Raw genomic sequence first — 26,205 nt, forward strand, 5'->3', positions numbered from 1 at the left:
CTACTCGCCGGCTCCGACAGTCCCGGAGACGTCCTGCCCGGACCGGCGGTCCCGCTCGTATCCGCCGGACCCGCCGGACCCGCCGGACCCATCTGACCCGTCCGGCTCGCCGCGGGCGAGCTCGTCCGCCCGCCGCCGCGCGAGCGCCGCCGCCGCGCCGTCGCCCAGCGCGTCGGCCAGGGACGCCTGCTTGAGCCAGTTGTACGGGCTGCACGGCCGCACGCTGATCCGCTCGCTCACCAGCGTCCTGGCCAGCTCCCGCCGCCCCGCCCGCAGGGCCGCCTCCAGCAGCGTGCGCTGCACGGCGTCGCGCTGCGCGTGGCTGCCGCCGAACTCGTTGACCCGGTGCCTGATGGGATGGAGCAGGTCCACCACGCACCCGTAGTCGCCGCGCCCGAAGGCCACGATCGCCCGGCACACCGGCAGCCCCACCCGGAGCGTCATGTCGTGGTTGGTCACCCCGGGCCGCGGCGCCGCCACGTACGCCTCCCGCCCCGCGATCAGCTTCTCCGCCTCCCCGATCCGCCCGGCCCCCACGTACGACATCACCGCGTGCATGTCGTTGAACGCGTAGAACGGCTCCGCCACGCGCGGCGGCCACGCCTCGGCCAGCGCCCGCCAGCGTCCGGACTGGTCGGAGCCCTCCAGATGGAGCCGCCACAGCAGCGCCGCGGCGTCGAGCAGCTCCATGCTCGACTGCCCGTCCGCCAGCACCGCGTCGTAGATCGCCAGCACCCGCCCCACGTCGCCGCTCTCCAGCGCGTACAGGCAGTAGTGCCACCAGCTGTGGACGTTGAAGAACGTCCCGGTGGACCAGTCGGGCACCCGCGCGTCGAGGTAGCGCAGCCCCTGGCCGAAGCGCCCCTGCATCTCGTACGTGTGCACCACCGCGTGGATGCCCCACACGTCGCGCGGGTTCAGCTCCACCGCCCGCAGCCCGACCTCCTCGGACCGGTCGTAGTGCCCGGCCTCCTCCAGGCCGAAGGCGAACATGCCGAGCATGTGCCCGAAGTGCGGGTCGTCCTCCCGCCAGGAGGTCAGCGCGCCGCCGATCCGGTCGCGCAGCATGCGCGCGTCGCCGGTGAAGAAGTCGATCTGGTGCCCGGCGGCCAGCGCCAGGGCGTCGCGCGGATGCTCCACCGCGATCTCGCCGAGCAGCGCCCCGCAGGTCAGGAAGTCGCCGTCGAGCAGGGCGCCCACGGCGGCCAGGTGCGCGCGCTCGCGGGGGAGCAGCGCGGTCTCGTCGATCCTGCGCCGGAAGGCCCCGAACCGCGCCCGCGCCGTGCGCGCGTCCTCGACCTCGGTGGTCAGCAGCCCCAGGTAGGCCGCCAGCACGTTGCCCATCGCGAAGTCGGGCGACTCGGCCAGCGCGGCGTTGGCCTCGGCGTCCACCTCGGCCCGGAAGTGCAGCAACTCGTCGATGGCCCGGTCGTAGTGCCGGACGGCCCCGGCGCTCGCCCCCGTCATCGCCAGGCCGTGCTGATCGTGGCTCACCGGTCCAATGTAACCAGCGAACCGGGCCCCGGCACCTGGCCGCCGAGGCGTAGAGCGCCGATTCCAGGGCACTCGGGATTCTTCCGGCAACCTCTTGGAGGAACGGTGAACACTGCGGAACAGGCGGGCCACGAGGCGAAGGACGCGACGCGGCGGGCGGCCGCCAGCCGGCCGATGACCGTGCTGACCCGGGTGGGCCTGGCCTGCCGCGGGGTGCTGTACGCGCTGATCGGCGTGGTGGCCCTGCAGATCGCCGCCGGCGACGGGTCGAAGGAGGCCGACAAGGCGGGTGCCATCTCCACGCTCGCCGCGCTGCCCTTCGGTGCCGTGCTGTTATGGATCATGACGGCCGGGTTCGCCGCGCTGGCGTTGTGGCAGGCGTCGGAGGCCGTGTTCGGCCACGACAAGGCCCTCGAAAGGGGCGAGTCGGTCGCGCGGGTGGTGGTCTACGTCCTGGTCTTCTTCACCCTGATCAGCGTGCTGACCACGAGCAAGGCCACCTCGGACGACCAGAAGTCGCAGGACCTGACGGCCAAGCTGCTCGCCCTGCCGGCCGGGCCGTTCATCGTCGGCGCGATCGGGCTCGGCTTCGTCGTGCTCGGCGCGTACTGGGTGCGCAGGGGCGTCACGAAGGGCTTCAGGGAGGAGCTCGACCGCGGGCGCATGTCCCCCCGGGCCCGCTCCGTGATGGACCGGCTCGGGCTCGGCGGGTACGTCGCCCGGGGAGCGATCGCCGCGCTGGCCGGGATTTTCGTCGTCCAGGCGGCGATCACCTACGATGCGGACAAGGCGGGCGGCATCGACGCGACGCTCAGGCAGTTCGCCGACACGCCCGCCGGGGCCTGGCTGCTGGTGGTGGTGGCGCTGGGGGTGCTGCTGTTCGCCGGTTACTGCTTCGGCGAGTCCCGCTGGCGCCGGACCTCGTAGCGTCAGGCCGAGCGCTTGGCCACCACGGCCCGGCCCATGGCCGGGTCGTCGCAGAACGCGCCGTCGACGCCCAGCTCGACCAGCCTGGACAGCCAGCCCATCACGTTCCCGGTCGCCCGCTGGTAGACGGGGCTGGCCGGGTTGCCCAGCCGGTAGTCGGCGGGGAGCTGGGAGTTCTCGTTGCGTACCGTCCAGACGTGCACGTCGAGCCGCCTGCGGTGGGCGTCCGCGACGAGCGTGGTGGGCTCCAGCGTCCGGCCCGTGGCGGCGTCCACCGGCACGACGCGCCGGGTGTCCACGCCGATCCCGCTCGCGTAGGAGGCGACCTCGCGCAGCCCGTCCGGCTTCACCATGTCGTCGTACGTGCGCGTGCTGCCGGCGGCGACCCAGTCGTAGGGGGCGCCGCCGAACGTGATGAGCTGGATCAGCGGCAGCCGCGTCCTGCCGCGCAGGTCACGCAGGTTCGCCGTCTCGAAGGACTGGATGTACGCCTTGCGCACGTGGTAGCGGTTCAGCACGTCGAGCAGCGGCTCCTCCAGCGACAGGCCGGCGGAGTCGAAGTAGGTGGGGTGCTTGGTCTCGGGGTAGACGCCGACGCCGTGCTTGAGCGCGAGCTGCACGACCTCCTCGAACGTCGGGATCTCCGCCAGCCCGTCGAACGCGCTGTTGTCCGGCCGCAGATCGGGGACGCGCTCCTTGGCGCGCAGCGTCTTCAGCTCGGCCAGCGTGAAGTCCTCGGTGAACCAGCCGGTGACCGGCCGGCCGTCCACGGTCTTGGTGGTGCGCCGGTCGGCGAACTCCGGGTGCGCGGCCACGTCGGTGGTGCCGGAGATCTCGTTCTCGTGCCTGGCCACCAGCACGTGGTCCTTGGTGGAGACGAGGTCGGGCTCGATGTAGTCGGCGCCCATCGCGATGGCGGCCTCGTACGACAGGAGGGTGTGCTCCGGCCGGTGGGCGCTGGCGCCCCGGTGGGCGATCACGATCGGGGCCTGGCCACGGCGCTCGGCCGTGGCGGGAGGGGTCTGGGTCAGCACGACGGCGACCGTACCGCCGGCAAGGGCGGCGGACAGCACGCTCGCGAGTAACCTGCGCATCGTCATGCGCGCACGGTAGACCTCGGAGGTGGACCGCGAGTTACGGGTGGGCACACAGTGGTGGACGTGCGCGTACGTCCCTTTCCGGCGTCCTTGTCCGGCGTCCTGTTCCGGCGCCTTCACCTGGCCGGTCCCGCGATCATCGGGGCGACGTCCACCTTGGTCTTCAGGAACCCCAGGCGCAGCATGAGGTCGGGCACGCGCTGCAGGCGGGTGGCGTCCATGGAGGTCGGGTACGTCCCGAGCGAGATCTCCGCCGCCGTCCTGGCATCGATCCTCGTGTACATCGGGATGACCTTCCGCACCTCCTCCCGGTCGGCCGCCGCCTCGGCCTGCGCCCTGCCGAGCGCCCGCTGGAAGGCGGCCACCGCGTTCGGGCTGTCCTGGGTGAAGGCCCGGGTGGTGGTCCACCCGGCCACCGGGAAGTCCTTCATGTCGCCGGCCATCGTGTCGAGGACCGTCCTGGCGCCGTCCTGCCGCTGGGCGTAGGTGAGGTACGGCTCGGTCATCCAGGCGGCATCGGCCCGCCCGGCCGCGATCGCCGCGGCCATCTCGGGGAACGGGATCTCCACCAACTCGACCGCCTCCCGCGGCAGGCCGTGGTCGGTCAGGGTGTGGACGAGTGCGAGGCCGCCGATGTCGTCGACGGCGTTGACCGCCACGGTCGTGCCCTTGAGGTCGGCGGGCGTGTCCATCGGAGAATCGCCTTTGACCACGATGTTGAAACCGTTCGCACCGGCCTGGTAGCAGTCGGCGATGAACGCGTAGTCGCCGGCGCCCTTCTCGGCGGCGGTGAAGACGGTCATGTAGTTGCCCAGGATGACGTCGAGCCCGCCGCCGGCCAGCTCGGTCAGCCCGCCCGCCGTGCCGTGCGCCATGACCTCCGGGGTGACGGTCAGGCCCTCGGCCTTGAAGTAGCCCTTCTCTATGGCGATGTACAGGGGTGCGACGTCGTGGACCGGCAGCACGCCGACGCGCAGCTGGGCCTGCTCCGGCGCGCCCGCCCGGCGCCCCTCCGAGCCCCCGCCGCCGCAGCCCGTCAGGGTCAGGGCGGCGGCGGCGGTGACGATGCCGATGATCCGGCCGGCGTGCCTCACGGCAACTCCTCGGGTCGTCCATGAACGGTGGCCGGGGCAAGGCTAGCGGTGGAGATCGGCGGTGCGGAACGCAAGAGCCGGTGCGCGATCCAGAAGACGGTGCGGGGGTCAGAAGTCGGTGGCGATGATGTGCTCGATGTTGCGCTCGGCGAGGGCCGTGATGGTGACGAACGGGTTGACCGTCGTGTTGCCGGGGATCAGCGCGCCGTCGATGACGTACAGGCCCGGGTAGGCGGCCAGGCGGCCGTAGTTGTCGGTGGCCCGGTTCAGCACGGCGCCGCCCAGCGGGTGGTATGTCAGGTGGTCGCCCCAGATCTTGTAGATGCCGAAGAGGTCCGTCCGGTAGATCGTCCCCTCCTTCGCGTTGATCTTGTCGAAGATCGTTTTGGCCATGTCGATCGAGGGCTGCTTCCAGGCGGTCTGCCAGTTCAGCTCCACCCGGCCCGCGGCCGCGTTCCAGGAGAACTGCGCGCGGTGCGGGTTGTTCGTGATGGACAGGTAGAACGAGGCGAAGGTCTCGATGCCGGTGGGCAGCGGCGCGACCTCGGCGAACGCGCCACCGGCGGCCCAGTTGTCGATGCCGCAGCACGGGATGGCCGACTGCAGGCTGCCGGTCGGGTCCCACAGGTGGTTGGCGCGGCCGCACATGACGTTGCCGTTGTCGCCCCAGCCCTTGCCGACCTCGCCGTTCAGGGCGGGCAGCGCGCCGGTGGCCTTCAGCTTGACCAGGAGCTTGCTGGTGCCGACGCTGCCCGCGGCGAAGAACACCCGGTCGGCGGTGACGGTCTTGGTCGCGGTGACGTCGCCGTTGGTGGCGAGCTGCTCGATGGTCACCGTGTAGCCGCCGCCCGACGCGGGGGTGACCGAGGTGACCCGGTGCAGGGGCGAGACCGTGACCCGGCCGGTGGCCTTCGCCTGCGCCAGGTACGTCTTCTGCAGCGACTTCTTGCCGTGGTTGTTGCCGTAGAGGATCTCGCCGGCCAGCGCCGACTTGGTGACGGTGCCGGCCGCCTCGGCCTTCATGTAGTCCCAGTCGTACACGTCGGGGACGAACACGAACGGGAAGCCGGAGCGCTGGGCGTGCTTGCGGCCGACCCGGGCGTACTGGTAGCAGGCCGTCGTGTCGAACCAGGCCGGGTCGATCGTGCCGACCCCGAGCGCGGCGTTGGCGCGCGGGTAGTAGACGGAGTACATCTCGTCGGCGTTCACCGAGGGCAGGACGGCGGCGAAGTTCTCGCGCTTCGGGGTGACCGCCATGCCGCCGTTGACCAGCGAGCCGCCGCCGACGCCGCGGCCCTGGTAGACGGTGATCCCGCCGAACTCCTCCGCGTCCAGGACGCCGGTGTGGCGGGGGATGTCCCGGTCGATCGGGAAGCCGAGGAAGTAGTTGAGCGGTGCCTTGGTCCTCGTACGCAGCCAGTAGGAGCGGTAGTCGGGCTCGCGCGTGTTGCAGAAGATCTTGCCGTCCGAGCCGGGGGTGTCCCAGGCCATGCCCATCTCCACCAGGTGGACGTTCACGCCCGCCTGGGCCAGGCGCAGGGCGGCGACCGAGCCGCCGTACCCGGTGCCGATCACCAGGACGGGGACGTGCGCCCCGGAGGGGATCGCGCGGGCCGCCGGGGCGTGCACGCCCAGAGCGGCGGTCCCGAGGAGGGTGCCGGTTCCGGCGATGAAGCCGCGGCGGGTGAGGCTGCTCATGGGGCGGGCGGCTGAGCGGGGGAGGTCGTTCATCGGGCGGGCCTCGCTTCCGGCTTGCGGGCGGGGGAGGAGCCACTGGGCAGCCGGCACACGGTGTCCAGGCCCAGGACGTGATTGAGCCGGCCGAAGGCCAGCCACGAGCCGATGCACATGCTCAGCTCCACGATCTCGAGCTGGCTGTAGCGGGCGGTCATCCGGCCCCAGAACTCCTCGTCGAGGCCGTGGTGGTCCAGGGCGTACCGCTCGGCGTACTCGGCGGCCAGCCGGGTGCGCTCGTCAAAGGCATCGGTCGTACGCCACTGGGACACCGACTCGGCGAAGTCGTCCTCGACCTTCTGCCCGTCCCGTTCCGTCCGCCAGTCCAGGCAGAAGGCGCAGCCGTTGATCTGCGCGGTCCGCAGCCGGGCGGCCTCGAACTCGCGCAGCCCGAGCGTCGTGTGGGCGTACACCGACAGGGAGAAGTGGGCGGCGGCGGGGCCGATGCCGGGGACCATCTCGCCCCACACGTACTCGATCGCGTCCTTGCCCTCCGGGATGTCGATCCTCAAGGCCGTCTCCTTCCGAGCCTGCCGGCGATGGGGCGCAGCGGTACGTCGAGCGCGTCGTAGAGTCCCGGTTCGGCGGCCACGAGCCAGTCGATGGCGCCCACCAGGCGGCCCACGGCGGTCGCGTTGCCGCCGGCGGACCGGTTGCCGTCCTCGTCGGCGGCCTCGACCGTGACCTCGATCCGTGGCCGGCCCTCGATGATGACCCGGTGGGCCCCCACGCCGTCCGGGGCGAGCGGCCAGTCGGGGGCGCAGGACGGGTGGATGCGGGTGACGTGCTCGATCACGATGCGCGGCTCGCCCCCGACGATGCCCTGCACCTCGAACCGCACCGCGCCCTGCGTGCCGGCCAGGAACTCGCCCATCGACGCGGTGGTGACCGTGGCGTCGAGCGGGCGCCGCTCCACGGCCTCGCGGACCTCGTCGAGCTCGGCGCCGAGGGCCCGGGCCATCAGGCGCACCTGGCCGCCCCACACCATGGACGGCACCGTCGGCGCGATCATCGGCGGCTCGTAGTCCATCGGCTGGCCCATGCCGACCAGGTAGCGGACCGAGTCGGGCTGGTCGTAGGTGGAGTAGTCGAAGATCTCCTGGCAGCGTACGGCGTCCACGGTGGTGGCCAGCCCGCTGACCAGCAGGGGCAGCACGTCGTTGGCCCAGCCGGGATCGACGCCGGAGACGAACAGCGAGCCGCGGCCCTCCGCGATCGCGGCCAGCACCGGCTGACGCAGCTCGGGCGGGGCGCCGCGCTGGTCGTAGAGGGCGTACAGGGAGGGCGTGACGACCACGGCGCCCGCCCGCACGGCCCGGACGATGTCGGCCAGGGCCTCGTCGGGGCGGATGTCGCCGGAGGCCGCGTACACGACGGCGCCGGGGGCGGTGGCCAGGACCGCCTCGACGTCCGCGCTCGCCGCGACCCCGAGGCGGTGGCCGAGCCCGCCGAGCTCTCCCGCGTCGCGGCCGACCTTGGCGGGGTCGTGGACGAGCACGGCGGTCAGTTTCAGTGCCGGATGGGCTTCGACGGCGCGGATGGCGGCGCGGCCGATGTTGCCGGTACCCCAGACGATCGTGGACACCATGGGCGGAGCGTAGCAAGCGCTTGGTTTGGTGTATAGGCCCGCATTTCGGACCCCCCGACCAGGTCGGTCGCGTAGTCACTTTCTCACTTTTCGTGGCGGATCCTGGCCACGTCCGGCAAGCTGCTGTCACCGAATGCGGCGGAGCGAGCCGGACGGGTGGGGATCATGACGATGGGTGGGCGGCATGCCGGAAATCTGCCGCCGGAGATGACCAGTCTGGTAGGCCGCCGCGGCGAACTGGCCCGAATCCGGCGGTTGTGCCGCGAGTTCCGGATGGTGACGCTGACCGGGGTGGGCGGCGTCGGCAAGACCCGGCTCGCGTTGCGGGCCGCGGCTCTCATGCGGCCCGGATTCACCGACGGCACCTGGCTCGTGACGCTCTCGGCGCTGGACCAGGGGGCGCTGGTGCCGTACAGCATCGCCGAGGCGCTGCCGCTGGCCGACCGCACGACCAGGCCCATGATGGAGGTGCTGACCGAATACCTCGCCGACCGGCACCTGCTGCTCGTCCTCGACACCTGCGAGCACCTCGTCGAGGAGTGCGCCCGCACGGCCCGCGAGCTGCTGGTCGCCGCGCCACGGCTGTCGATCCTGGCCACCAGCCGCCGCCCGCTGGGCGTGCCGGACGAGCAGGTGCTGATCATCGACCCGCTGCCGGTCCCCGACGCCCGCGGCGAGGGCCGGCAGGAGGCGGTGACGCTGCTCGCCGACCGCACCGCCGCCGCCGTCCCCGGCTTCGCCGTCAACGACGACAACCGGGCCGAGCTGGTACGCCTGTGCCGCCGCCTGGAGGGCCTGCCGCTGGCGATCGAGCTGGCCGCGGCCCGGCTGCGCGAGCTGCCCGCCGCCGAGCTGTGCGAGCGGCTGGACGACCGCTTCGCGATGCTCGGCGACACCGAGAACGAGGCCCCCGGCGCCGACCCGCCCTGGCACCGGGCCCTGCGCACCGCGATCGGCTGGAGCCACGAGCTGTGCACGCCCGGCGAGCGGCTGCTGTGGGCGCGGGCCTCGGTGTTCGCCGGCAGCTTCGACGACCAGGCCGTCGCCGAGGTCTGCGCCGACGCGCTGCTGCCCGCCGCCACCATCCCCGGGCTCCTGGCCGAGCTGGTCGACAAGTCCATCCTGACCTGGACGCCGACCGGCGGTGGCGAGCGCTACCGGATGCTCGACACCATCCGCGAGTACGGCGCCGTCTGGCTGCGCGCCCTGGGCGAGCAGCAGACGCTGCGGCGCCGGCACCGCGACTTCTACCTGGCGCTGGCCCGCCGCGGCGACGCCGCCTGGCTGGGCCCCGACCAGGTCTCCTGGAACGACCGCACCACCGCCGAGCACGACAACCTGCGCAACGCCCTCGACTTCAGCCTGACCGCCCCCGGCGACCACACCGCGCTGGAGCTGGCCGCCGCGCTGTGGTTCTTCTGGTATCCGTGCGGGTTCCTCAGGGAGGGCCAGCACTACCTGGAGCGGGCCCTCTACCTCGACACCGAGCCGAGCACGGTGCGCAACCGCGCCCTGTGGGTGTGCAGCCTGACCCTCATGGTGCAGGGCGACGCGACCGCCGGCATGGCCTGGGCCGCCGAGTGCGCCGGGGTCGCCGACCAGCTCGGCGACACCTCGGCGGCGCTCGCCGCGCAGGCCATGGTCATGGCGGCGGCCACCATCAGGGGCGACCTGGCGCTGGCCCTGGCGCTGGCCGACAGCCTGCTGGCCGTGCACCGGCCGGAGCACGGACTCACCCTGCCGACCCTCCTCGCCCGGCTGGGGCAGAGCCACGTGCACACCGCCGAAGGGCGCGTCGAGGACGCGGTCAAGGCGCTGGAGGAGATGTGCGCCGAGTGCGACAAGCACGGCGAGCGCTGGATGCGCGCGTACGCCGACCTCTTCCGCGCCCAGGCGGAGTTGGTGCTGGGCCGCTTCGAGGCGGCGCAGGCCTACGCCAGGGCGGCGCTGGAGATCAAGCACCGGCTGCACGACAGCATCGGGATCGCGCTGGCCCTCGACGTGCTGGCCTGCGCCGCGTCCGCGTCGGGGCAGGGCGAGCCCGCCGCCCGCCGGCTCGGGCTGGCCCAGCAGGTCTGGGACACCATCGGCCGGGCCCAGATCGGCATCCGCGAGTGGGTCGAGGCCAGGGAGAGGTGCGAGCGGCAGGCCCGCCGGGCGATCGGCGACCGCGCCTTCCAGGCCGCCTTCCAGGCCGGCTACGACACCGGCCTGGACACCGGGATTCTGCACGCGCTCGACCCGCCCGGCCCCGGCCCCGCCCAGGACCGCTGAGACCGTCAGCCCCCGTCGGCCCCCGTCATCCGGGCGGCGGCCTCGAACAGCAGCGGCTCGTGGCCGGGGCGGCAGACGAGCTGCAGGCCGACCGGCAGGCCGTCCACCGTGCCGACCGGCACCGTCAGGGCCGGCAGGCCCAGCACGTTCCACGGGCTGGTCAGCGCGAGCAGCGCCGGCCGCACGGCCACCGTCCGGCCCTCCACCTCGGTCTCCCGCGAGTCGATCGGCGGCGCGGTGATCGGCACGGTCGGCAGCGCGAGCACGTCGTGTCCCGCGAACAGCGCGCCGGCCGCGCCGGCCAGCCGGGCCCGGGCCTCCACGGCGCGGACGTAGCGCCAGCCGGGCACGTCCGAGGCGACGCGCAGGCGTTCGAGCACCTCGGGGTCGAACAGCTCGGGCGCGCCCGCCAGCCGCTCGGCGTGCACGGCGGCCGTCTCGCAGCTCTGGATGGCCGCGTACGTCTCCCGCAGCTCCTCGGCGGCACCCTCCGGCAGCCGCACCTCCTCCGCCGCGCCCGCCACCGCCCGCACGGCGGCCGTCACCCGGGAGTCCCCGTCGCACAGCTCGGCCGGGTCGAGCCACGCCACCCGCACGCCCCCGGCGCCGTCTCGCGGGTGCCCGGCGTCCCCGGACAGGCGGCGGTGGGCGATCAGGCAGCTCTCATGGTCGCCGGCCAGCACGCCCACGTGGTCGAGGCTCCGGGACAGGGGGAACACGCCGTCGGTCGGGATCGCGCCGTACGCGGGCTTGAACCCGGCCACCCCGCACAGGGCGGCCGGGATGCGGACGGAGCCGCCCGTGTCCGTGCCGACGGCGAGCGGGACGATGCCCGCCGCCACGGCGGCCGCACTGCCGCCGCTGGAGCCTCCGGACATGCGCGCCGGGTCCCAGGGGTTGCGCGACGGGCCGGTGGCCGAGCGGTCGCCGGTGGGCCCGTAGGCGAACTCGTGCGTCGTGGTCTTGCCGACGATGATCGCGCCGGCCGCGCGCAGCCGGGCCACGCACTCGGCGTCGGCGTCCGGGACGTAGCCGGCGAAGTGCCGTGACCCCATGGTCGCGGGCAGCCCGGCCACCATGATCAGGTCCTTCACCGCGACCGGCACCCCGTGCAGCGGCCCGCGGTCGGTGCCCCCGGCCAGCTCCGCGTCCGCCCGGCGGGCCGCCTGGAGCGCCCCGGCGGCGTCCACGGTGACGAACGCGTTGAGCGCCGGGTCGAGCGCGGCGACGGCGCCGAGCGCCCGCTCGACCAGGTCGACGGAGGTGGCGCGCCCGTCGCGCAGGTCCCGGGCGAGCTCGGTGACGGTGCGGCCGGTGAACGGGCCGGGGAAAGGGCCGGCGAAGGGGCCAGGGGGGATCGACATGGACCCCTTTCTACTAGCATCAGCGAGATGTCCGAGGCGCCGTCCCCCGCCCGCCGCGTCCTGCGCTGGTCGCGCGGGCTCGCCGCCGTCGCCATCAGCCTCTGCGCGCTCGCGGGCGCGGTCCGCCTGATCGTCCCCGCCACCGCCGGGCCGGACGGCGAGCCGCCCGGGGTGCGCCGCCAGCTCGCGTTCCTGCGCTCGGCCCTGGACGCCGGGGAGGGGAGCGGGCGCAGGCGCTGTTCCCCGAGGGCTACTTCTTCCTGCACGTCCTCTACGGCCTGAGCTGGGTGGACCTCGGCCTGCGCGAACCCGGGGACACCCGGGCGCGGGCGCTGCGGGAGGCGCGGTGGGCGCTGGACCGGCTGGACTCGCCGGCCGGCCGCGCCCCGTTCAGCCCGGACCTCGTCCCGCCCCACGGCGTCTTCTACCAGGGCTGGACCAACTGGCTGCGCGGCGGGGCGCTGAGCCTGCAGCCGGGCGCGGCGCGCGATCCCGCCGAGCTGCGCCGCTTCACCGCCGACTCGGCGGCGCTCGGGCGGGCGTTCGACGGCTCGGACTCGCCGTACCTGGAGGCGTACCCGGGCCAGGCGTGGCCGGTCGACTCGACCGTGGCGGTGGCCTCGCTGCGCCTGCACGACGCGCTGCTGAGCCCGGCCCGGTACGCCGGCACGGTCGGACGCTGGCTCGACCGGACGCGCCGGCGGCTGGACCCGCGCACCGGGCTGCTCCCGCACCGCGCCGAGCCCGGCACCGGCGACCCGGCGGAGGTGGCCAGGGGCAGCTCGCAGAGCCTGATCCAGCGCTTCCTCGTCGACATCGACCCGGCCTTCGCCGCCGGGCAGTACGCCCGCTTCCGCGACCGCTACGTCGTCACCCCGCTCGGCCTCGGCCCGGCCGTGCGGGAATACCCCGAGGGGATGGACGGCCCCGGCGACGTCGACTCCGGCCCGCTCCCGCTGGGGGTGAGCCTGTCGGCCACCGCGGTCACCCTGGGCGCCGCCCAGGTCCACGGCGACGCCCCGCTCGCCGGGGCGCTGGCCAACTACGGTGAGCTGGCCGGCCTGCCCCTGGGCACCCCGTGGACCAAGCGGTACGCCTTCGGCCTGCTCCCGGTCGGCGACGCGTTCCTGGCCTGGTCGAAGACCGCCCGCCCCTGGGTGAGCGCCGGGCCCGCCCCGCCGCCCGCGACCGTCACGGGGTGGTGGCGGGCACCCCTGCTGGCCGCGCTGGCCGTGCTCGGCGTCGCGCCGTGGCTGCCGGCCCTCCGCCGCCGCTCGCGGCGCCGAGGCGGTGGGCCAGCCGGTCCAGCGCCGTGTTGATCACGATGAAGATGGCCGCGATGAGGATCGCCGCGGGGATGACGTTGGAGAAGTTGGCCGCGATCCCGTTCAGCCCGCGGTCCACCAGCTCGTCGTAGCCCACGATGAGCCCGAGCGCCGAGTCCTTGAGCAGCACCACGAACTGGCTGACCAGCGCGGGCAGCATGGCCTTGAGCGCCTGCGGGAGCAGGACGAGCCGCATCACCTGCCCCTTGCGCAGGCCCATCGCGTACGCCGCCTCCCGCTGCCCCTTGGGCAGGCTCAGCACCCCCGCCCGGACGATCTCCGCGATCACCGAGCCGTTGTAGAGGGTGAGCCCGAACACCACCGCCGCGAAAGCCGAGATGTTCACGCCGACGAGCACGAACGCCCCGAAGAAGGCGAAGAAGATCAGCAGCAGCAGCGGCACGGACCGGAAGAACTCCACCACCACGGCCGCCGGGATCCGGACCCACCGATGCTCCGAGAGCCGGGCGGTGGCGAACACGAGCCCGAACAGCCCGGCCAGCACCACGCCCACGACGGCCGCGGCCAGCGTCCCGGCCAGGCCGGGCAGGATGAACGTGGTCCACACGTCGCCCCTCAGCAGCGGCGTCCACTTCTCCGCCGCCCACTGGTCCTTCTCCTCGAAGCGGACGACGACGAACCACCCCACCGCCAGCAGGCCGAGCGCGACGAAGGCCGTCAGCAGCCGGTTGCGCCGGATCCCGCGCGGCCCGGGGGCCTCGTACAGGTTCGCGTAGCTCATCGGGCCACCGCCAGCCGCTTCGACAGCCAGCCGAACAGCAGCCCCATCGGCAGGCAGAGCAGCACGAACCCGGCGGCGAAGCCGAGGAAGATCTCGATCACCTGGTCCCCGTACGTCTCGATCATCTCGCGCATCCGCACCGACGCCTCGGCCACGCCCACGACCAGCGCGATCGTGGTGTTCTTGGTGAGCGCGATGAGGATGCTGCCCAGCGGCGCCACCACGGCGCGGAACGCCTGCGGCAGCGTGATCAGCCCCAGCGTCTTGACGAAGCCCAGCCCCAGCGAGCGGGCGGCCTCGGCCTGCCCCACGGGCACCGTGTTGAGCCCGGAGCGCAGGGCCTCGCAGACGAACGCCGAGGTGTAGGCGGTCAGCCCGATGACGGCGAGCCAGAAGTTGTTGGTCGCGATGTCGTCGGACAGCTCGAGGCCCAGGTTCGCCCCGATGCCCAGGCCGGTGAACAGCAGCACCAGGGTGAGGGGCGTGTTGCGGGCCACGGTCACGTACACGGTCGCGGTGGCGCGCAGGGAGGCCAGCGGGGCCACCCGCATGGCGGTCAGCAACGTGCCCAGCACCAGGGAGCCGAGCGCGCTGACCGCCGTCAGCCGCACCGTCATCCAGAAGGCGGCCAGGATGGTGCCGCCTTCGGTCAGCAACGCTTCCATCGGCCTCAGTACCGCTCGAGCTGCGGGGCCTGCGGCAGGGTGAAGCCGGAGGCGCCCACGCTGGACTGCAGCGCCTGGGTCCAGCTCCCGTCGGAGAACATCTTCTCCAGGGCGTCGTTGACCGCCTTGCGCCCGGCCGTGTCGTCCTTCTTCAGGCCGATGCCGTACTTCTCGGTGCTGAACGGCTTGCCGACCACCTTGAGCTTGCCGGAGTGCTGCGCGGCGTAGCCGGCCAGGATGACGTTGTCGGTGGTGATGGCGTCGAGCTGGCCGCCGAGCACGCGGTCCACGCACGCCGAGTAGGTCCGCTCCTCCTGGAGCTGCACCTCCTTGGCGTACTCGGTCTTGACCTTCTGCGCCGGGGTCGAGCCGGCGACCGAGCACAGCTTCTTGCCGTTGAGCGTCTCGGGCCCGGTCAGCGCCGCCTCGTCGGCGCGGACCAGCAGGTCCTGCCCGGCCACGAAGTACGGCCCGGCGAAGGACACCTTCTGCTTGCGCGCGTCCGTGATCGAGTACGTGGCCACCACCATGTCCACCTGGCCCTGCTCGATGAACGCCTCCCGGTTGGCCGACACGGTCTCCTTGAACGTGATGCCCGACGGGTCGACGCCGAGCTGCTTGGCCACGTACTTGGCGACCTCGACGTCGAAACCGGTGAAGCTCCCGTCCGGGATGCGCAGCCCGAGGCCGGGCTGGTCGGCCTTCACGCCGATGACCAGCTTCTTGTCGTTCTTGGCCTTGTCCACGATGGAGGCGTAGCTCTCCTCGCCGCCCCCGCACCCGGTGGCGGTAATGGCGAGCACGGCGAAAACGGCGTAAAGGGATTTGCCGAACATGACACTCCTTAATGGGTGAGGATCTTGGCGAGGAAGGACTGGGCGCGGTCACTGCTCGGCGCGCCGAAGAAGGTGCCGGGGGTGTTCTGCTCGACGATCTCGCCGTCGGCCATGAAGACCACCCGGTCGGCCGCCCGCCGGGCGAAGCCCATCTCGTGGGTGACGACGACCATGGTCATGCCCTCGCGGGCCAGCGCCGTCATGACCTCGAGCACCTCGTTGACCATCTCCGGGTCCAGCGCCGAGGTGGGCTCGTCGAACAGGATCGCCTTCGGGTCCATGGCCAGCGCCCGCGCGATGGCCACCCGCTGCTGCTGGCCGCCGGAGAGCTGGGCGGGGAACTTGGCCGCCTGGCCGCCGATGCCGACCCGGTCGAGCAGCTCGCGGGCCTTGCGCACGGCCTCGTCCCTGGACCGCTTCAGCACGTGGACCTGCCCGAGGACGACGTTGTCCAGGACGGTCTTATGGGCGAAGAGGTTGAAGGACTGAAACACCATGCCGACCTCGGCGCGCAGCCGGGCCAGCTCCCGGCCCTCGGCGGGCAGCGGCGTACCGTCGAGGGTGATCGTGCCGGAGTCGATGGTCTCCAGCCGGTTGATCGCCCGGCACAGGGTGGACTTGCCCGCCCCGGACGGGCCGATGATCACGACGACCTCGCCCTGCCGGACCGTCAGGTCCACGTCCCTGAGCACGTGGTGATCGCCGAACCGCTTGTTGACCTGGTCCAGGACGATCAGGTCCGACTGCGTCATGCGTCACGCTCCTTGTCTCGGTCAGCGTTGGCGTAACCGTAGGAGCCGTGTGCGTCGCGGAAAGGCTTGTGATCGTTCTGCTCAGCGATTGGCCGGTCCGCGGAGGGATCAGCGGGTGGCCGGCCTGGAGGACTCCGAGGTCGCTCCGCCCACCCCGATGGTGGCCATGAAGGCGCGGTCCCACTGCCCGTCGCGCAGCCAGCGCGCGATCAGCCCGTTGAGGTAGTCGCGGAAGGCCGCGTCCTGCTTGCGGATGCCGATCCCGTACGGCTCGCGCCCGAACGGCTTGCCGACCAGCCGCAGCGTGTCGGGATGCTGGGCCAGCAGCCCGAGCAGGATGGTGTTGTCGGTGCTGAGCGCGTCCACCCGCCCGGCCACCAGCGCGGGCACGCAGATGCTGTAGGCGTCGACGATCTCCAGCTCGGCGGTGGGGACGGTGGTGCGCAGGCGGTCGACGGAGGTGGAGCCGGTCGCCGTGCAGACGGTCTTGCCGTCCAGGTCGGACACCTGGTTGATGGTGGAGTCGCCGGCCCTGACCAGCATGTCCTGCCCGGCGTAGTAGTACGGGTCGGTGAAGGACACCCGCTCGGCGCGGGCCGGGGTGATCGAGTAGGTGGCGACGACGAGGTCCACCACGCCCTGGGAGATGAAGTTCTCGCGCTCGCGCGAGACGGTCTCGACGAACCGGATGTTGCGCTCGCTGCCGGTGAGGTCCTTGGCCACCAGCCGGGCCATCTCGGCGTCGAAACCGGTGATCCGCCCGCTGGCCGGGTCCTTGTAGCCGAACATCGGCTGGTCGAACTTGATCCCCACGGTGAGGACGCCGCGCTCCCTGATGCGGGCCATCGTGGAGTCCTCGGGGAAGGCGTCGGACTCGCCGCAGCCCGTGGGCAGGAGACAGACCAGCACCACCGCGAGTAACACCCGCAGCCCGCTCACTGAGCCCCCCTCACCGGACGCGATATCGGTTCTGCGGCCGGCCGGTGGGCCCGTATTTCGGGCGCCCCTCGACGAGCCCGCGCTCGGCGAGGTGCTCCAGGTAGCGGCGGGCGGTGGCCCGGCTGACGCCGATCATCGCGGCCAGCTCCTGCGCCGAGGCGTCCTCCTCGACCTCGGCCAGCGCGTCCAGCACGGCCTGCTCGGTCGCCGCCGAGATGCTCTTCGGCCGGGCGGCCTGGTCGAGGTGGAGCGAGCGGAAGAGCCGGTCGATCTCCTGCTGCTCGGCGAAGCGGCCGCCCGACTCGAGCTGCTCGGTGGTGGCCGCGTAGCGGAGCAGCGCCTGTTCCAGGGTGCCCGTCCTGGTCGGTTTGACCAGGTAGTAGAGGGCGCCGCGCTGCATGGCCGCGCGTACCGTGGCCGACTCCTTGCGGCCCGAGATGACGATGACGTCGGCGGGCGGCTGCTCGGGGCGGCGCAGCCGGTGCGCCACCTCCAGGCCGGGCATATCCGGAAGGTGCAGATCCAGCAGGACAAGCCGGGGCGCGAAACGGCCGGCGGCGGCCAGCGCCGCGTGCCCGGTATGCGCGATCCCCACCACCCGGAAGCCGAGCACCCGGTTCACCTGCGCCTGCAGCGCGGCGGTGACGACGGGGTCGTCATCCACGATGAGTACGGTGATGTCCCTGGGCTCAGGCATCGCCACGCTCCTCGTCCATTTGGTCGATCTTTGCAGCTTAGGCGGGTTTTATTACAAAAGATCGACTTTTGCTCGTTCTGCTCACCGGGATCCGGCGCGCGCGCCGGATCCCTCCTACTCTGTACCCGAACGAGTGGGGGGAGGGACGGACGCCCGTGCGATGGTTGCTCGCGGTGACGGCCCTGTGGACGCTGCTCGGCCTGCTGCCCCTCGCGCTGCTCACCTCCTCCAGCATCTCGCTGTCGGAGCAGGCGGTGCAGGACGAGGTCACCGACCGGGTCAGGACCACCGCGTCGGTCGGCCGGGTCGTGGTGGAGCAGCAGATGGCCTCGCTCAAGCAGCTCGTCACCGCGTACGCGCAGCGGCCCCAGGTGCGCGAGGCGGTCGAGGACCCGCCCACCGGCACCCTGCGCGACTGGCTCGACGAGCTGCGCCGCATGCGCGACGGCGTCAGCGGGCTGATGCTGGTCTCCCCGGAGGGCGGCATGATCGGCGCCGAGCCGCCGAGCGTGCTGCCGCAGGACATCTCCAGCACCGACTGGTACCGCGCGGTGCGCGACCAGCGCCAGGCCCATGTCTCCCAGGCGTACACGCCGACGATGCGCGACGTGTCCAGGGCCGTCGCGGTGACCGCGCCGGTCCCGAGCGCCGACGGCACCCGCATGCTCGGCATGCTCACGGTCGTCTACAGCCTCGACGCCATCCAGGTGTTCGCCGAGGAGGCCGCCGACGCGCAGGACATCCGGCTGCTCATCACCGACAAGGCCGGCGTGCTCGTCGCCGACCCCGGCAGGAAGCTGTATGCCCTGACCTCCCTGCGCGAGGACCCCCGGGTGGACGCCGCGCTGGCCGGGCAGGCGTGGAGCGGCACCTACAGCGGCATCGACGGCATGGTGCTGTCGGCCTCGGAGCCCATCCCCAGCATCGGCTGGACGGTCACCGCCGAGGTCTCCGCCAGCGAGGCGCTGGCCTCGGCCGAGCAGCTGCGCACGAACGTGCTCACCGTCGCCGCCCTGCTCGCGCTGCTCATCCTCATCGGCTTGGGCCTGCAGATCCACTCCACCCGCGGCCGCCGCCGGGCGCAGGCCACCCTGGCCAGGTACGCCGCCGAACTGGCCGCCGCCAGGGACGACGCGGTCAGCGCCTCCAGCGCCAAGTCGGAGTTCGTGGCCAAGATCAGCCACGAGATCCGCACCCCGATCAACGGCGTGCTCGGCATGAACTCCCTGCTCATGGGGACCCGCCTGGACGAGGAGCAGCGCTACTACGCCAGCACCGCCCAGGAGTCGGCCCACAACGTGCTGCGCCTGCTCGACGACTTCCTCGACCTGTCCAGGATCGAGGCCGGCCACCTCCAGGTCGAGGCCGTGCCGTTCGACCTGCCCCGCCTGTGCGACGAGGTGGTGGCGCCGTTCGCGCCGCACGCCTACGAGCAGGGGCTCTGGCTCACGCTCCGCCTCGACGAGGGCGTGCCGCGGCAGGTGTGCGGCGACCCGGCCCGGCTGCGCCAGGTGCTGACGAACCTGGTCGGCAACGCGCTGAAGTTCACCGTCCAGGGCGGCGTCGACCTGCACGTCACGCTCGACGAGGGCGAGCCCGGCGAGGACCGGGTGGTGCTCAGGTTCGCCGTGGCCGACACCGGGATCGGGGTCGGCCCCGCCGACCGGGAGCGGGTGTTCGGCGTCTTCCGCCAGGTCGACTCGCCGATCACGCGCAGGACCGGCGGCAGCGGGCTGGGCCTGGCCATCAGCCGGCAGCTCGTCGAGCTCATGGGCGGGCGGATCGGGCTGGACAGCGTGGAGGGCGTGGGCAGCCGGTTCTGGGCGACGCTGCCGGTGGACGTGCTGACCTGGTCCGAGCCGGGGGCCGGGGCGCTGGAGGGGCGGCGGGCGCTCGTCGCCGACCAGCGCCCCGAGGACCGGACGCTGGCCGCGCGGTTCCTGGCGCAGGCCGGGGCCGAGGTGGAGCAGACCAGGGACGACGAGTCCGCCCTGACGCTCCTGCGGACCGCCGCCGTGGACGGGCGGCCGTACGAGCTGGCGGTGGTCGCCCTCGAACTGGGCGCTTCCGGCGGCCCCGGCACACCGGGCTCCCTGGCCGCCGCCATCCTGGCCGACCCGCTGCTCCAGGCCACCAGCGTCATCGTGGTCGTCACCCCGGGCCGCTCGGGGTTCGCCTGGCCGGTCGCGGCGGGGGAGCGGGCCGTGCAGTCGATCACCCGGCCGCTCAGCCGGCGCCGCCTGCTCGCCGCCGTGGAGAACGCCCTGGGCACCGCCGAGTGCCCCGGCGAGCACCTGGCCGTCGCCGGCGGCGGCCCGGACGGGGGCGCCCGGATCCTGGTGGCCGAGGACGACGAGGTCAGCCGCCAGGTGGCGATGCTCGTCCTGGAACAGGCCGGCCACGAGGTCGACGTGGTGGACAACGGCGAGCAGGCCGTGCGGGCGGTGCTGGCCGGCGGGTACGACCTGGTGTTCATGGACTGCCAGCTCCCCGTGCTCGACGGCCTGGCCGCCACCGAGGAGATCAGGAGCCGCGAGGACGTCCACACCCCGATCATCGCGATGACCGCCGCGGCCATGCCGGACGACCGCATCCGGTGCCTGGAGGCGGGCATGGACGACCACCTGGCCAAGCCGGTGGACTGGGCGCGCCTGCTGGCCAGGATCCCGGAGTGGACGGCCTCCGCCGGGCTGCCGCCCGAACTGGCCGGGCTGTCGCCGGAGGCGCTGGCGGACGTGGCCCGGGCCTACCTGGCGACGGCCACGCGGACGTTCGAGGAGCTGAGACAGGCCGTACACGACGGGGACCTACCGACGGCGGCCGCGCTCGCGCACCGGCTCAAGGGGGCCTGCGCGACCGTCGGCGCGGTCCGCGAGGCCGGGCTGTGCGAGCGGATGGAGAGCCTGGCCCGGTCCGGGGAGCCCGTCGGGGAGGAACTGCTGCAGGAGCTGGAGGGACTGCTCAGCGACGTTCCGGAGTGGATGAACGCCTCCTGTTCCTGATGCGAGGCGGCCTCACGCGCCGCACGAGCAGTCGCAGCCGCCGCCGTCACAGCAGTCGCAACGCTTGCAGCAGCGGCAGCAGTCGCAACACTCACCGCAGTTGCCGCAGCCGCAGTCGGAGATCCGGCCCGCGTAGCAGCGGTCGTCCCAGTCGCGGCCCTTCCACTTGCTCCACCGGGGCCGCCACACCCCGCACGTCAGGAACGTCGTCACCCCGGCCGCCGACTTGCGGATCCAGCCCGGGTGGTCGTAGGAGGCGCCGGGCGAGCGGGTGTGCGGGTCGAACGTGCGGGTGACCGCGCGCCGGACCTCCGTGCCGAGCAGCGTGTCGACCAGGTGGCGCTCCTCGAAGTCGACCTCCCGCAGCGCGAGGGCCAGGCCGTGGGCGGCGTCGTCGCACAGGCGGCGGGCCTGCGCGGGCGTGGTCCCCGTGGCCGTCAGCGGGTTGAACGCGCCCCGCGCCGCGTCCTCGGCCCGGTCCTCCGCCGCGTCCAGCAGGTGCGCGATCCGGCCGAAGAACCGGCCCGCCTCGGCCAGCGCGGCGGCGTTGCCCGGCCGCCCGGCCAGCACCGCCGTGTGCGCGAACGCCGCCGCCACCGCGTCCTCGGCGGGCGCCGTCAGCTCGAGCACGGCCGGCCGGTCCGGGGGAAGGCGGCGTTCCAGGGTCAGCTGGCGGTCCACAGCCGAGACCAGGGGTGCCGGGTCGAAGCCGACCCCGGCCGCCAGGCGCGCTCCGCCCGCCGCCCAGCGGGACGCCAGCACCGTCCTCGCCCGGCCGAAGGTGGCCTCGCCGTCCGCCACGTGGTCGCGCAGCCGGCCCGCCGCCAGCAGGAGCGAGACCGCCGCCGCCAGCCGGGCCCCGCTCGCCCGCGCGTCCACCACCTCGGCGGACCGGAAGCCGCGTAACGCGCACGGCCCGGCCAGGCGGCGCGGCGCCGACGACGGGAGCTGGGCCTCCGTGAGGACCGAGACGATCAGCGTGTCGTAGTTGGTGGTCAGCCGCGCCCCGTGCCCCTGCCCGTCCCGCAACGTCAGGCAGAGGCCGCACAGATGCGCCTGCCACGCCGCACGCAGCGACGGGCATCCGTGCTCGACACAGGGGCGAATGATCCCGAACACACGACCTCACAGGCTTCCGGAACGACAGAGCAGAACGACAGAGTGGAACGACCGAGTAGAACGACAGGGCAGATCGTACGGCTCTCCGCCAGGCCCATTACGGACTTCCGCCATCAAGGTCGGCGGCTCGCCCCCATGGTCCCCGCCCCGCACGGCTCCTAGCGTGGGGCGGCGTGATCAGTCTCAAGGGTTTGACCAAACGCTACGGCGACCGGCTCGCCGTCGACGACCTGTCGCTGGAGCTGAAACCGGGCACGGTGACCGGCTTCCTCGGCCCGAACGGGTCGGGCAAGTCGACGACGATGCGCCTGATCCTCGGCCTCGACCGGCCCACCGCCGGCACCGCGCTCGTCGGCGGCGTCCCGTACCAGCGCATCAGGAACCCGCTGCGCACCGTCGGCGCGCTGCTCGACGCGCGGGCCGTGCACCCCGGCCGCAGCGGTCACGCCCACCTGGTGGCGCTGGCCCGCAGCAACGGCATCGCGCGGCGGCGGGTGGGCGAGGTGCTGGAGACGGTGGGCATGGCGGGCGCGGCGCGCAAGCGGGCCGGCACGCTGTCCCTCGGGATGAGCCAGCGGCTCGGGATCGCGGCGGCGCTGCTCGGCGACCCCGAGGTGCTCATGTTCGACGAGCCCGTCAACGGGCTGGACCCGGACGGCGTGCGGTGGGTACGCGGGCTCATGCGATCGCTGGCCGCCGAGGGCCGTACGGTGTTCGTCTCCAGCCACCTGATGAGCGAGATGCAGCTCACCGCCGACCACCTCGTGGTGATCGGCAAGGGGAGGCTCATCATGGACGCGCCGCTCGCGGACGTCCTGGCCGGCAGCTCGCTGACGTCCGTGCTGGTCCGCACCCCGCACGCCGGCGACTTCGCCGCCCGCCTGCGCGCCGACGGGATCAAGGTGGACCGCCTCGGCGAGAACGAGCTCGAGGCCACCGGCGCGGCCATCGAGCGGATCGGCGACCTGGCCCACGAGGCGGGGATCCGGCTGCACGGGCTGCGCACCAGGGAGGCGTCCCTGGAGCAGGCCTATCAGGAGCTGACCTCGGGCAGCGTGGAGTACGGAGCGGGCGTATGAGGACGTTGTGGCAGGCGATCGGGGCCGAGTGGGGGAAGCTGTGGTCGGTCCGGTCCACGTGGTGGTCCCTGGCCTGCGCGTTCGCGCTGACCGTGCCGACCGCGCTCACCCTGGGCGGCGCGACGGCCACCGACGCCGTGCGCGAGGGTTTGGCGGGCGTGCGGATCACGGCCAGCGAGCCCGTGGTCTCGGCCACGTCGTTCGTGCAGTTCGCGCTGGTGGCCCTGGCCATGCTGACGATCACCTCGGAGTACGCCTCCGGGGGCATCCGGATCACGCTGCAGGCCACGCCCGCGCGCGGGGTGATGCTGGCGGCCAAGGCGCTGGTGGTGGCGCCGGTGATGTTCGTGGCGGGCGTGCTGTCGGGGGCGGTGGCCACGGTGGCCGTGTACCTGGTGCTGTCGATCGACGTGTTCGGCGGGCTCGTCGTGCTGCCGGTCGGGGAGGTCGTGCTCGACCTGCTGGGCGTGGGGGTGTTCTTCGCGCTGGTGTCGGTGATGACGATCGGCGTCGGCGCCGCGATGCGCAGCGCGGCGGGCACGCTGACCGTGGTGTTCATGCTGCTGATGGGGTTGCCGCTGATGTTGCTGATGACCGGGAGCCAGGCGGCGGTGGACGCCTCGATGCGCATGCCGATGTTCGCCGGGCTGGCGTTCATGGGCAGCACGGACAACATGACCGGCGGGCCGATCCCGTACTCGGCGGGGGAGGGGCTGGTATGGCTGCTGGCCTGGGCGGCGGTGGCGGTGGCGGCGGGGCACGCCGTCCTGCGCCGCCGCGACGCCTGAGCGTGGGCGGGGTGGAGGCGTGGTGAAGGTGCGGGTGCCCGGCAGGGCGCCGCGACGCCTAGAATTCTCGCCCGTGTCAGGCAGCCGGATCGTTCGCGTGCCGGCCGGAGTCCTCCTGGGGATGGCTCTCGGCCTGGCCGAGCTGGCCTTCCTGTGCGTGGCGGGGCCCGCGTCCCTGGTCCCGGCGCTGCGGCCGGTCGTGGCGCGCGGGCTGGCCGGGCTGACGGCCCTCGAACGGGCCCGCCTGTCCACGTGGCTCGGGCACGACACGACGCGGCGGGACGGCGGGTACGCCTTCCTGGCCGCCCGCGCCGTACTCGGCCTCGTGGGCGGGTACGCCTGCGCGGCGGCCCTGTTCCTCACCGGCCTGCTGCTGTTCGGCGGCACCTGGGACCTCCTGTGGGGCGAGCCGGAGCCGGTCCCCGTGGAACTGCCGGGCGTCAAGATCGTCACCGACAGCGGCGTGCTCGGCCTGACCGGCGGGATCGGCCTGCTGGCCGTGACCGTCTTCATGATCCTGGCGCTCGCCGCCCTCGAACACCGCCTGGCGGAGCACTTCCTCGGCCCCGGCAGCCAGGAGCTCATGCGCCGGCGCATCGCCGAGCTGACCGCGACCCGCTCCGGCATCGTCCGGGCCGTGGACGACGAGCGGCGCAGGATCGAGCGCGACCTGCACGACGGCGTGCAGCAGCGCGGCGTCGCCCTGGCCATGCTGCTCGGCCGCGCCCGGCACAGCCGCGACCACGACCGGACCGCCGAGCTGGTCGCCCAGGCCTACACCGAGTCGCGCCAGCTCCTCGACGAGCTGCGCAGCGTGGCCTGGCGGATCTACCCGACCGCGCTCGACGAGCTGGGGTTGCGCGCCGCGCTCGCGGGCGTGGCCGAGCGGTCCAGCGTGCCGGTCACCGTGCACCACGGGCTGGCCGGCCGGCCAGCCTCCGAGGTCGAGACCGCCCTGTACTTCGTCGCCCGCGAGGCCATCACCAACGCCGTCAAGCACGCCGGCGCGCATGACATCCTGGTGGTCCTGAGCGAGGACGAGCGGACGGTGAGCGTGGCGATCTCGGACGACGGCGTGGGCGGCGCCGACCCCTCGGGCGGCGGCCTGTCCGGGCTGGCCCGGCGCGTCCAGGCGCTCGACGGGACGTTCACCGTCGACAGCGCCCCCGGCGGGCCCACCCGCATCACCGCGACCCTGCCCAAGGCGCCGCCGTGCGGGTGATCCTGGCCGACGACTCCGTGCTGCTGCGCGAGGGTCTGACCCGGTTGCTCGACGACGCCGGGCACGAGGTCGTCGCCGCCGTCGGCGACGCGCCCGCGCTGCTCGACGCCGTCGAGCGCCACCGGCCCGACGTGGCCGTGATCGACGTACGCATGCCGCCCTCGCACAAGGACGACGGCCTGCGCGCCGCGCTGGAGATCCGCGAGCGCCTGCCGGAGGTCGCGGTGCTCGTCCTGTCGCAGTACGTCGAGCCCCACTACGCCGCCAGGCTCCTGGCCGGCTCCACCGAGGGGCTCGGCTACCTGCTGAAGGACCGGGTCTCGGAGGTGGCCGAGTTCCTCGACTCGCTGGAGCGGGTGCGCGCGGGCGGCACGGCGTTCGACCCGGAGGTGGTGCGGCAGCTCCTGGCCCGCACCACCCGCGCCGACCCGCTGAGCAGGCTCAGCCCGCGCGAGGCCGAGGTGCTGCGGCACCTCGCCCAGGGCTTCGTGAACGCCGCCATCGCCGAACGCCTGCACGTCTCGCTCAGCACGGTCGAGAAGCACGTCAACGCCATCATGGACAAGCTCGACCTGCCCCGCGACCCGGTCTACAGCCGCCGCGTGCTGGCGATCCTGCGCTACCTCGAGAGCTGAGCGGCGGCCTGCACCCGCTGAGCGGCGATTCTCACCCGCCGAACGGCGAGACGATGCTGCCCTCCCTGGTCAGCCGCTCCAGGGTCCGCTGCATGGACTTGGCGTCGTTCAGGTGCGGGAACGGCTCCCCCTCGGGGACGTCCACGCCCAGGAACCGGCAGAGCGGCTCCCACCCCTCCCGAACGTCGAACACCAGCAGCCGCTCCTCGGGCAGGCTCTCCTTGACCGTGGCCACGTGCCGCTCGAACGCCGCCACGGCGCTCTCCTCGTCGGGCAGCCCGTCCCGGAACGACCGGCCGGCGCCGAAGACGGAGCCGGTGATGTGGTCGAGCACCGGCTGGAGCCGCATCATGCCCCGGAAGAAGCCCGCCGCCGCCTCCGGGAGGTCGTCGGGCAGCTGCCGCCCGGGGCCGTTGGCGATCAGCATCTGCATGCTCACGTACCAGGCGTGCGGGTCGCGTACGGTGAGCACGACCTTCGCCTCCGGGTACGCCCGCGCCTGCTCCCGCCAGAAGTGGGCGGCCGGCCAGTCCTGCGTGGAGCGGAACCCGTCGAACACGTGCTCCCAGTCCACCTCGGCGCCCTCGGCGAGGGGCAGCCACCGGTCGACGCGATCCTGTTGGGTCATGATGTCGAACATGTGATGGCAGGGCCCGAACCCGAGCCGTTCCAGCGCCGCCTTCATCGAGCTGGTTCCGGTGCGCGGGAACCCCGCGCCTATGACGGTAAGCACATCGCACCTCCATGAGTGATCTACCGCCTACGAGGCGCGCGGGGGCGCGAGTGTGACACTGCGCGGCGGATTGGCCTCGGTAGCGCGCGGGTAAGGAGC

23 protein-coding genes are annotated in these 26,205 nt (G+C 73.1%); 8 read left to right on the forward strand and 15 right to left on the reverse strand.

Going from position 1 to position 26,205, the window contains the following annotated elements:
• A complete protein-coding gene (locus ACTWPW_RS13100) occupies positions 1–1,494 on the reverse strand; it encodes a tetratricopeptide repeat protein (protein WP_443168863.1) in 1,494 nt (497 codons plus the stop codon).
• A 105-nt stretch (positions 1,495–1,599) separates the two neighbouring features.
• Here ACTWPW_RS13100 and ACTWPW_RS13105 point away from each other — a divergent pair, with 105 nt between their 5' ends.
• Positions 1,600–2,421 (forward strand): DUF1206 domain-containing protein, encoded by an 822-nt coding sequence (locus tag ACTWPW_RS13105; RefSeq protein WP_443168864.1) that lies wholly within the window; start codon positions 1,600–1,602, stop codon positions 2,419–2,421.
• A gap of 2 nt (positions 2,422–2,423) precedes the next feature.
• On the opposite strand, the gene ACTWPW_RS13110 is transcribed toward ACTWPW_RS13105, so the two are convergent.
• The 5 genes from ACTWPW_RS13110 to ACTWPW_RS13130 form a co-directional block, all read right to left on the reverse strand.
• Positions 2,424–3,521, reverse strand: coding sequence for a glycerophosphodiester phosphodiesterase (locus tag ACTWPW_RS13110; protein WP_375108638.1), 1,098 nt, complete (start codon positions 3,519–3,521; stop codon positions 2,424–2,426).
• A gap of 113 nt (positions 3,522–3,634) precedes the next feature.
• A complete protein-coding gene (locus tag ACTWPW_RS13115; RefSeq protein ID WP_443168865.1) occupies positions 3,635–4,612 on the reverse strand; it encodes an ABC transporter substrate-binding protein in 978 nt (325 codons plus the stop codon).
• Between the two features lie 108 nt (positions 4,613–4,720).
• Positions 4,721–6,343, reverse strand: coding sequence for a GMC oxidoreductase (locus tag ACTWPW_RS13120; protein ID WP_375108636.1), 1,623 nt, complete (start codon positions 6,341–6,343; stop codon positions 4,721–4,723).
• Positions 6,340–6,858, reverse strand: a complete 519-nt coding sequence (locus ACTWPW_RS13125) for a carboxymuconolactone decarboxylase family protein (RefSeq protein WP_364125006.1) — start codon at positions 6,856–6,858, stop codon at positions 6,340–6,342. Before ACTWPW_RS13125 ends, ACTWPW_RS13120 begins: the two co-directional genes overlap by 4 nt.
• Positions 6,855–7,934, reverse strand: coding sequence for an NAD(P)H-dependent amine dehydrogenase family protein (locus ACTWPW_RS13130; protein WP_375108635.1), 1,080 nt, complete (start codon positions 7,932–7,934; stop codon positions 6,855–6,857). Before ACTWPW_RS13130 ends, ACTWPW_RS13125 begins: the two co-directional genes overlap by 4 nt.
• A gap of 207 nt (positions 7,935–8,141) precedes the next feature.
• Here ACTWPW_RS13130 and ACTWPW_RS13135 point away from each other — a divergent pair, with 207 nt between their 5' ends.
• Positions 8,142–10,208, forward strand: a complete 2,067-nt coding sequence (locus ACTWPW_RS13135; RefSeq protein WP_443168866.1) for an ATP-binding protein — start codon at positions 8,142–8,144, stop codon at positions 10,206–10,208.
• Between the two features lie 5 nt (positions 10,209–10,213).
• Here the strand turns inward: ACTWPW_RS13135 and ACTWPW_RS13140 are convergent, their stop codons facing one another.
• Positions 10,214–11,572: an amidase gene (locus ACTWPW_RS13140; RefSeq protein WP_443168867.1), complete on the reverse strand. Its 1,359-nt coding sequence runs from the start codon at positions 11,570–11,572 to the stop codon at positions 10,214–10,216.
• Between the two features lie 27 nt (positions 11,573–11,599).
• Between ACTWPW_RS13140 and ACTWPW_RS13145 the strand changes: the two genes are divergently transcribed.
• A complete protein-coding gene (locus ACTWPW_RS13145; protein WP_443168868.1) occupies positions 11,600–11,854 on the forward strand; it encodes a hypothetical protein in 255 nt (84 codons plus the stop codon).
• Between the two features lie 909 nt (positions 11,855–12,763).
• Here the strand turns inward: ACTWPW_RS13145 and ACTWPW_RS13150 are convergent.
• The 6 genes from ACTWPW_RS13150 to ACTWPW_RS13175 form a co-directional block, all read right to left on the reverse strand.
• Positions 12,764–13,639, reverse strand: a complete 876-nt coding sequence (locus ACTWPW_RS13150; RefSeq protein ID WP_443168869.1) for an amino acid ABC transporter permease — start codon at positions 13,637–13,639, stop codon at positions 12,764–12,766.
• Positions 13,636–14,304 (reverse strand): amino acid ABC transporter permease, encoded by a 669-nt coding sequence (locus ACTWPW_RS13155; RefSeq protein ID WP_364125020.1) that lies wholly within the window; start codon positions 14,302–14,304, stop codon positions 13,636–13,638. Before ACTWPW_RS13155 ends, ACTWPW_RS13150 begins: the two co-directional genes overlap by 4 nt.
• A gap of 5 nt (positions 14,305–14,309) precedes the next feature.
• A complete protein-coding gene (locus tag ACTWPW_RS13160; protein WP_443168870.1) occupies positions 14,310–15,140 on the reverse strand; it encodes a glutamate ABC transporter substrate-binding protein in 831 nt (276 codons plus the stop codon).
• Between the two features lie 8 nt (positions 15,141–15,148).
• Positions 15,149–15,892 (reverse strand): amino acid ABC transporter ATP-binding protein, encoded by a 744-nt coding sequence (locus tag ACTWPW_RS13165; protein ID WP_375108630.1) that lies wholly within the window; start codon positions 15,890–15,892, stop codon positions 15,149–15,151.
• Positions 15,893–16,000: 108 nt separating this feature from the next.
• Positions 16,001–16,831 (reverse strand): glutamate ABC transporter substrate-binding protein, encoded by an 831-nt coding sequence (locus ACTWPW_RS13170; RefSeq protein ID WP_375108629.1) that lies wholly within the window; start codon positions 16,829–16,831, stop codon positions 16,001–16,003.
• A gap of 10 nt (positions 16,832–16,841) precedes the next feature.
• Positions 16,842–17,528: a response regulator gene (locus tag ACTWPW_RS13175; RefSeq protein WP_364125031.1), complete on the reverse strand. Its 687-nt coding sequence runs from the start codon at positions 17,526–17,528 to the stop codon at positions 16,842–16,844.
• Positions 17,529–17,683: 155 nt separating this feature from the next.
• Between ACTWPW_RS13175 and ACTWPW_RS13180 the strand changes: the two genes are divergently transcribed.
• Positions 17,684–20,530: a response regulator gene (locus ACTWPW_RS13180; RefSeq protein ID WP_443168871.1), complete on the forward strand. Its 2,847-nt coding sequence runs from the start codon at positions 17,684–17,686 to the stop codon at positions 20,528–20,530.
• 12 nt (positions 20,531–20,542) lie between these two features.
• On the opposite strand, the gene ACTWPW_RS13185 is transcribed toward ACTWPW_RS13180, so the two are convergent.
• A complete protein-coding gene (locus ACTWPW_RS13185) occupies positions 20,543–21,649 on the reverse strand; it encodes a DUF5685 family protein (RefSeq protein ID WP_443168872.1) in 1,107 nt (368 codons plus the stop codon).
• A gap of 173 nt (positions 21,650–21,822) precedes the next feature.
• On the opposite strand from ACTWPW_RS13185, the gene ACTWPW_RS13190 reads away from it, so the two are divergent.
• The 4 genes from ACTWPW_RS13190 (at position 21,823) to ACTWPW_RS13205 (ending at position 25,373) form a co-directional block, all read left to right on the forward strand.
• A complete protein-coding gene (locus ACTWPW_RS13190; protein WP_375108626.1) occupies positions 21,823–22,728 on the forward strand; it encodes an ATP-binding cassette domain-containing protein in 906 nt (301 codons plus the stop codon).
• Positions 22,725–23,516 (forward strand): ABC transporter permease, encoded by a 792-nt coding sequence (locus tag ACTWPW_RS13195; RefSeq protein WP_375108625.1) that lies wholly within the window; start codon positions 22,725–22,727, stop codon positions 23,514–23,516. The genes ACTWPW_RS13190 and ACTWPW_RS13195 overlap by 4 nt, the downstream gene beginning before the upstream one ends.
• 73 nt (positions 23,517–23,589) lie before the next feature.
• Positions 23,590–24,738: a sensor histidine kinase gene (locus ACTWPW_RS13200; RefSeq protein ID WP_443168873.1), complete on the forward strand. Its 1,149-nt coding sequence runs from the start codon at positions 23,590–23,592 to the stop codon at positions 24,736–24,738.
• Complete coding sequence (locus ACTWPW_RS13205; protein ID WP_375108623.1) at positions 24,729–25,373, forward strand: response regulator; 645 nt, start codon at positions 24,729–24,731, stop codon at positions 25,371–25,373. Before ACTWPW_RS13200 ends, ACTWPW_RS13205 begins: the two co-directional genes overlap by 10 nt.
• Before the next feature lie 31 nt (positions 25,374–25,404).
• Here ACTWPW_RS13205 and ACTWPW_RS13210 read toward each other — a convergent pair whose 3' ends face one another.
• Positions 25,405–26,106, reverse strand: a complete 702-nt coding sequence (locus ACTWPW_RS13210) for a sulfotransferase family protein (RefSeq protein WP_375108622.1) — start codon at positions 26,104–26,106, stop codon at positions 25,405–25,407.
• Between the last annotated feature and the right edge of the window lie 99 nt (positions 26,107–26,205).

The sequence above is a fragment of the Nonomuraea sp. KM90 genome (assembly GCF_052246675.1).
GTDB lineage: Bacteria > Actinomycetota > Actinomycetes > Streptosporangiales > Streptosporangiaceae > Nonomuraea.

Bases quoted from the DNA above. Each gene is read 5' to 3' on its own strand.
- ACTWPW_RS13145 (WP_443168868.1), top strand. From the start codon at position 11,600: ATGTCCGAGGCGCCGTCCCCCGCCCGCCGCGTCCTGCGCTGGTCGCGC.
- ACTWPW_RS13110 (WP_375108638.1), bottom strand. From the start codon at position 3,521: ATGACGATGCGCAGGTTACTCGCGAGCGTGCTGTCCGCCGCCCTTGCC.
- ACTWPW_RS13195 (WP_375108625.1), top strand. From the start codon at position 22,725: ATGAGGACGTTGTGGCAGGCGATCGGGGCCGAGTGGGGGAAGCTGTGG.
- ACTWPW_RS13175 (WP_364125031.1), bottom strand. From the start codon at position 17,528: ATGCCTGAGCCCAGGGACATCACCGTACTCATCGTGGATGACGACCCC.
- ACTWPW_RS13160 (WP_443168870.1), bottom strand. From the start codon at position 15,140: ATGTTCGGCAAATCCCTTTACGCCGTTTTCGCCGTGCTCGCCATTACC.
- ACTWPW_RS13150 (WP_443168869.1), bottom strand. From the start codon at position 13,639: ATGAGCTACGCGAACCTGTACGAGGCCCCCGGGCCGCGCGGGATCCGG.
- ACTWPW_RS13155 (WP_364125020.1), bottom strand. From the start codon at position 14,304: ATGGAAGCGTTGCTGACCGAAGGCGGCACCATCCTGGCCGCCTTCTGG.
- ACTWPW_RS13140 (WP_443168867.1), bottom strand. From the start codon at position 11,572: ATGTCGATCCCCCCTGGCCCCTTCGCCGGCCCTTTCCCCGGCCCGTTC.
- ACTWPW_RS13165 (WP_375108630.1), bottom strand. From the start codon at position 15,892: ATGACGCAGTCGGACCTGATCGTCCTGGACCAGGTCAACAAGCGGTTC.
- ACTWPW_RS13130 (WP_375108635.1), bottom strand. From the start codon at position 7,934: ATGGTGTCCACGATCGTCTGGGGTACCGGCAACATCGGCCGCGCCGCC.
- ACTWPW_RS13120 (WP_375108636.1), bottom strand. From the start codon at position 6,343: ATGAACGACCTCCCCCGCTCAGCCGCCCGCCCCATGAGCAGCCTCACC.
- ACTWPW_RS13135 (WP_443168866.1), top strand. From the start codon at position 8,142: ATGACCAGTCTGGTAGGCCGCCGCGGCGAACTGGCCCGAATCCGGCGG.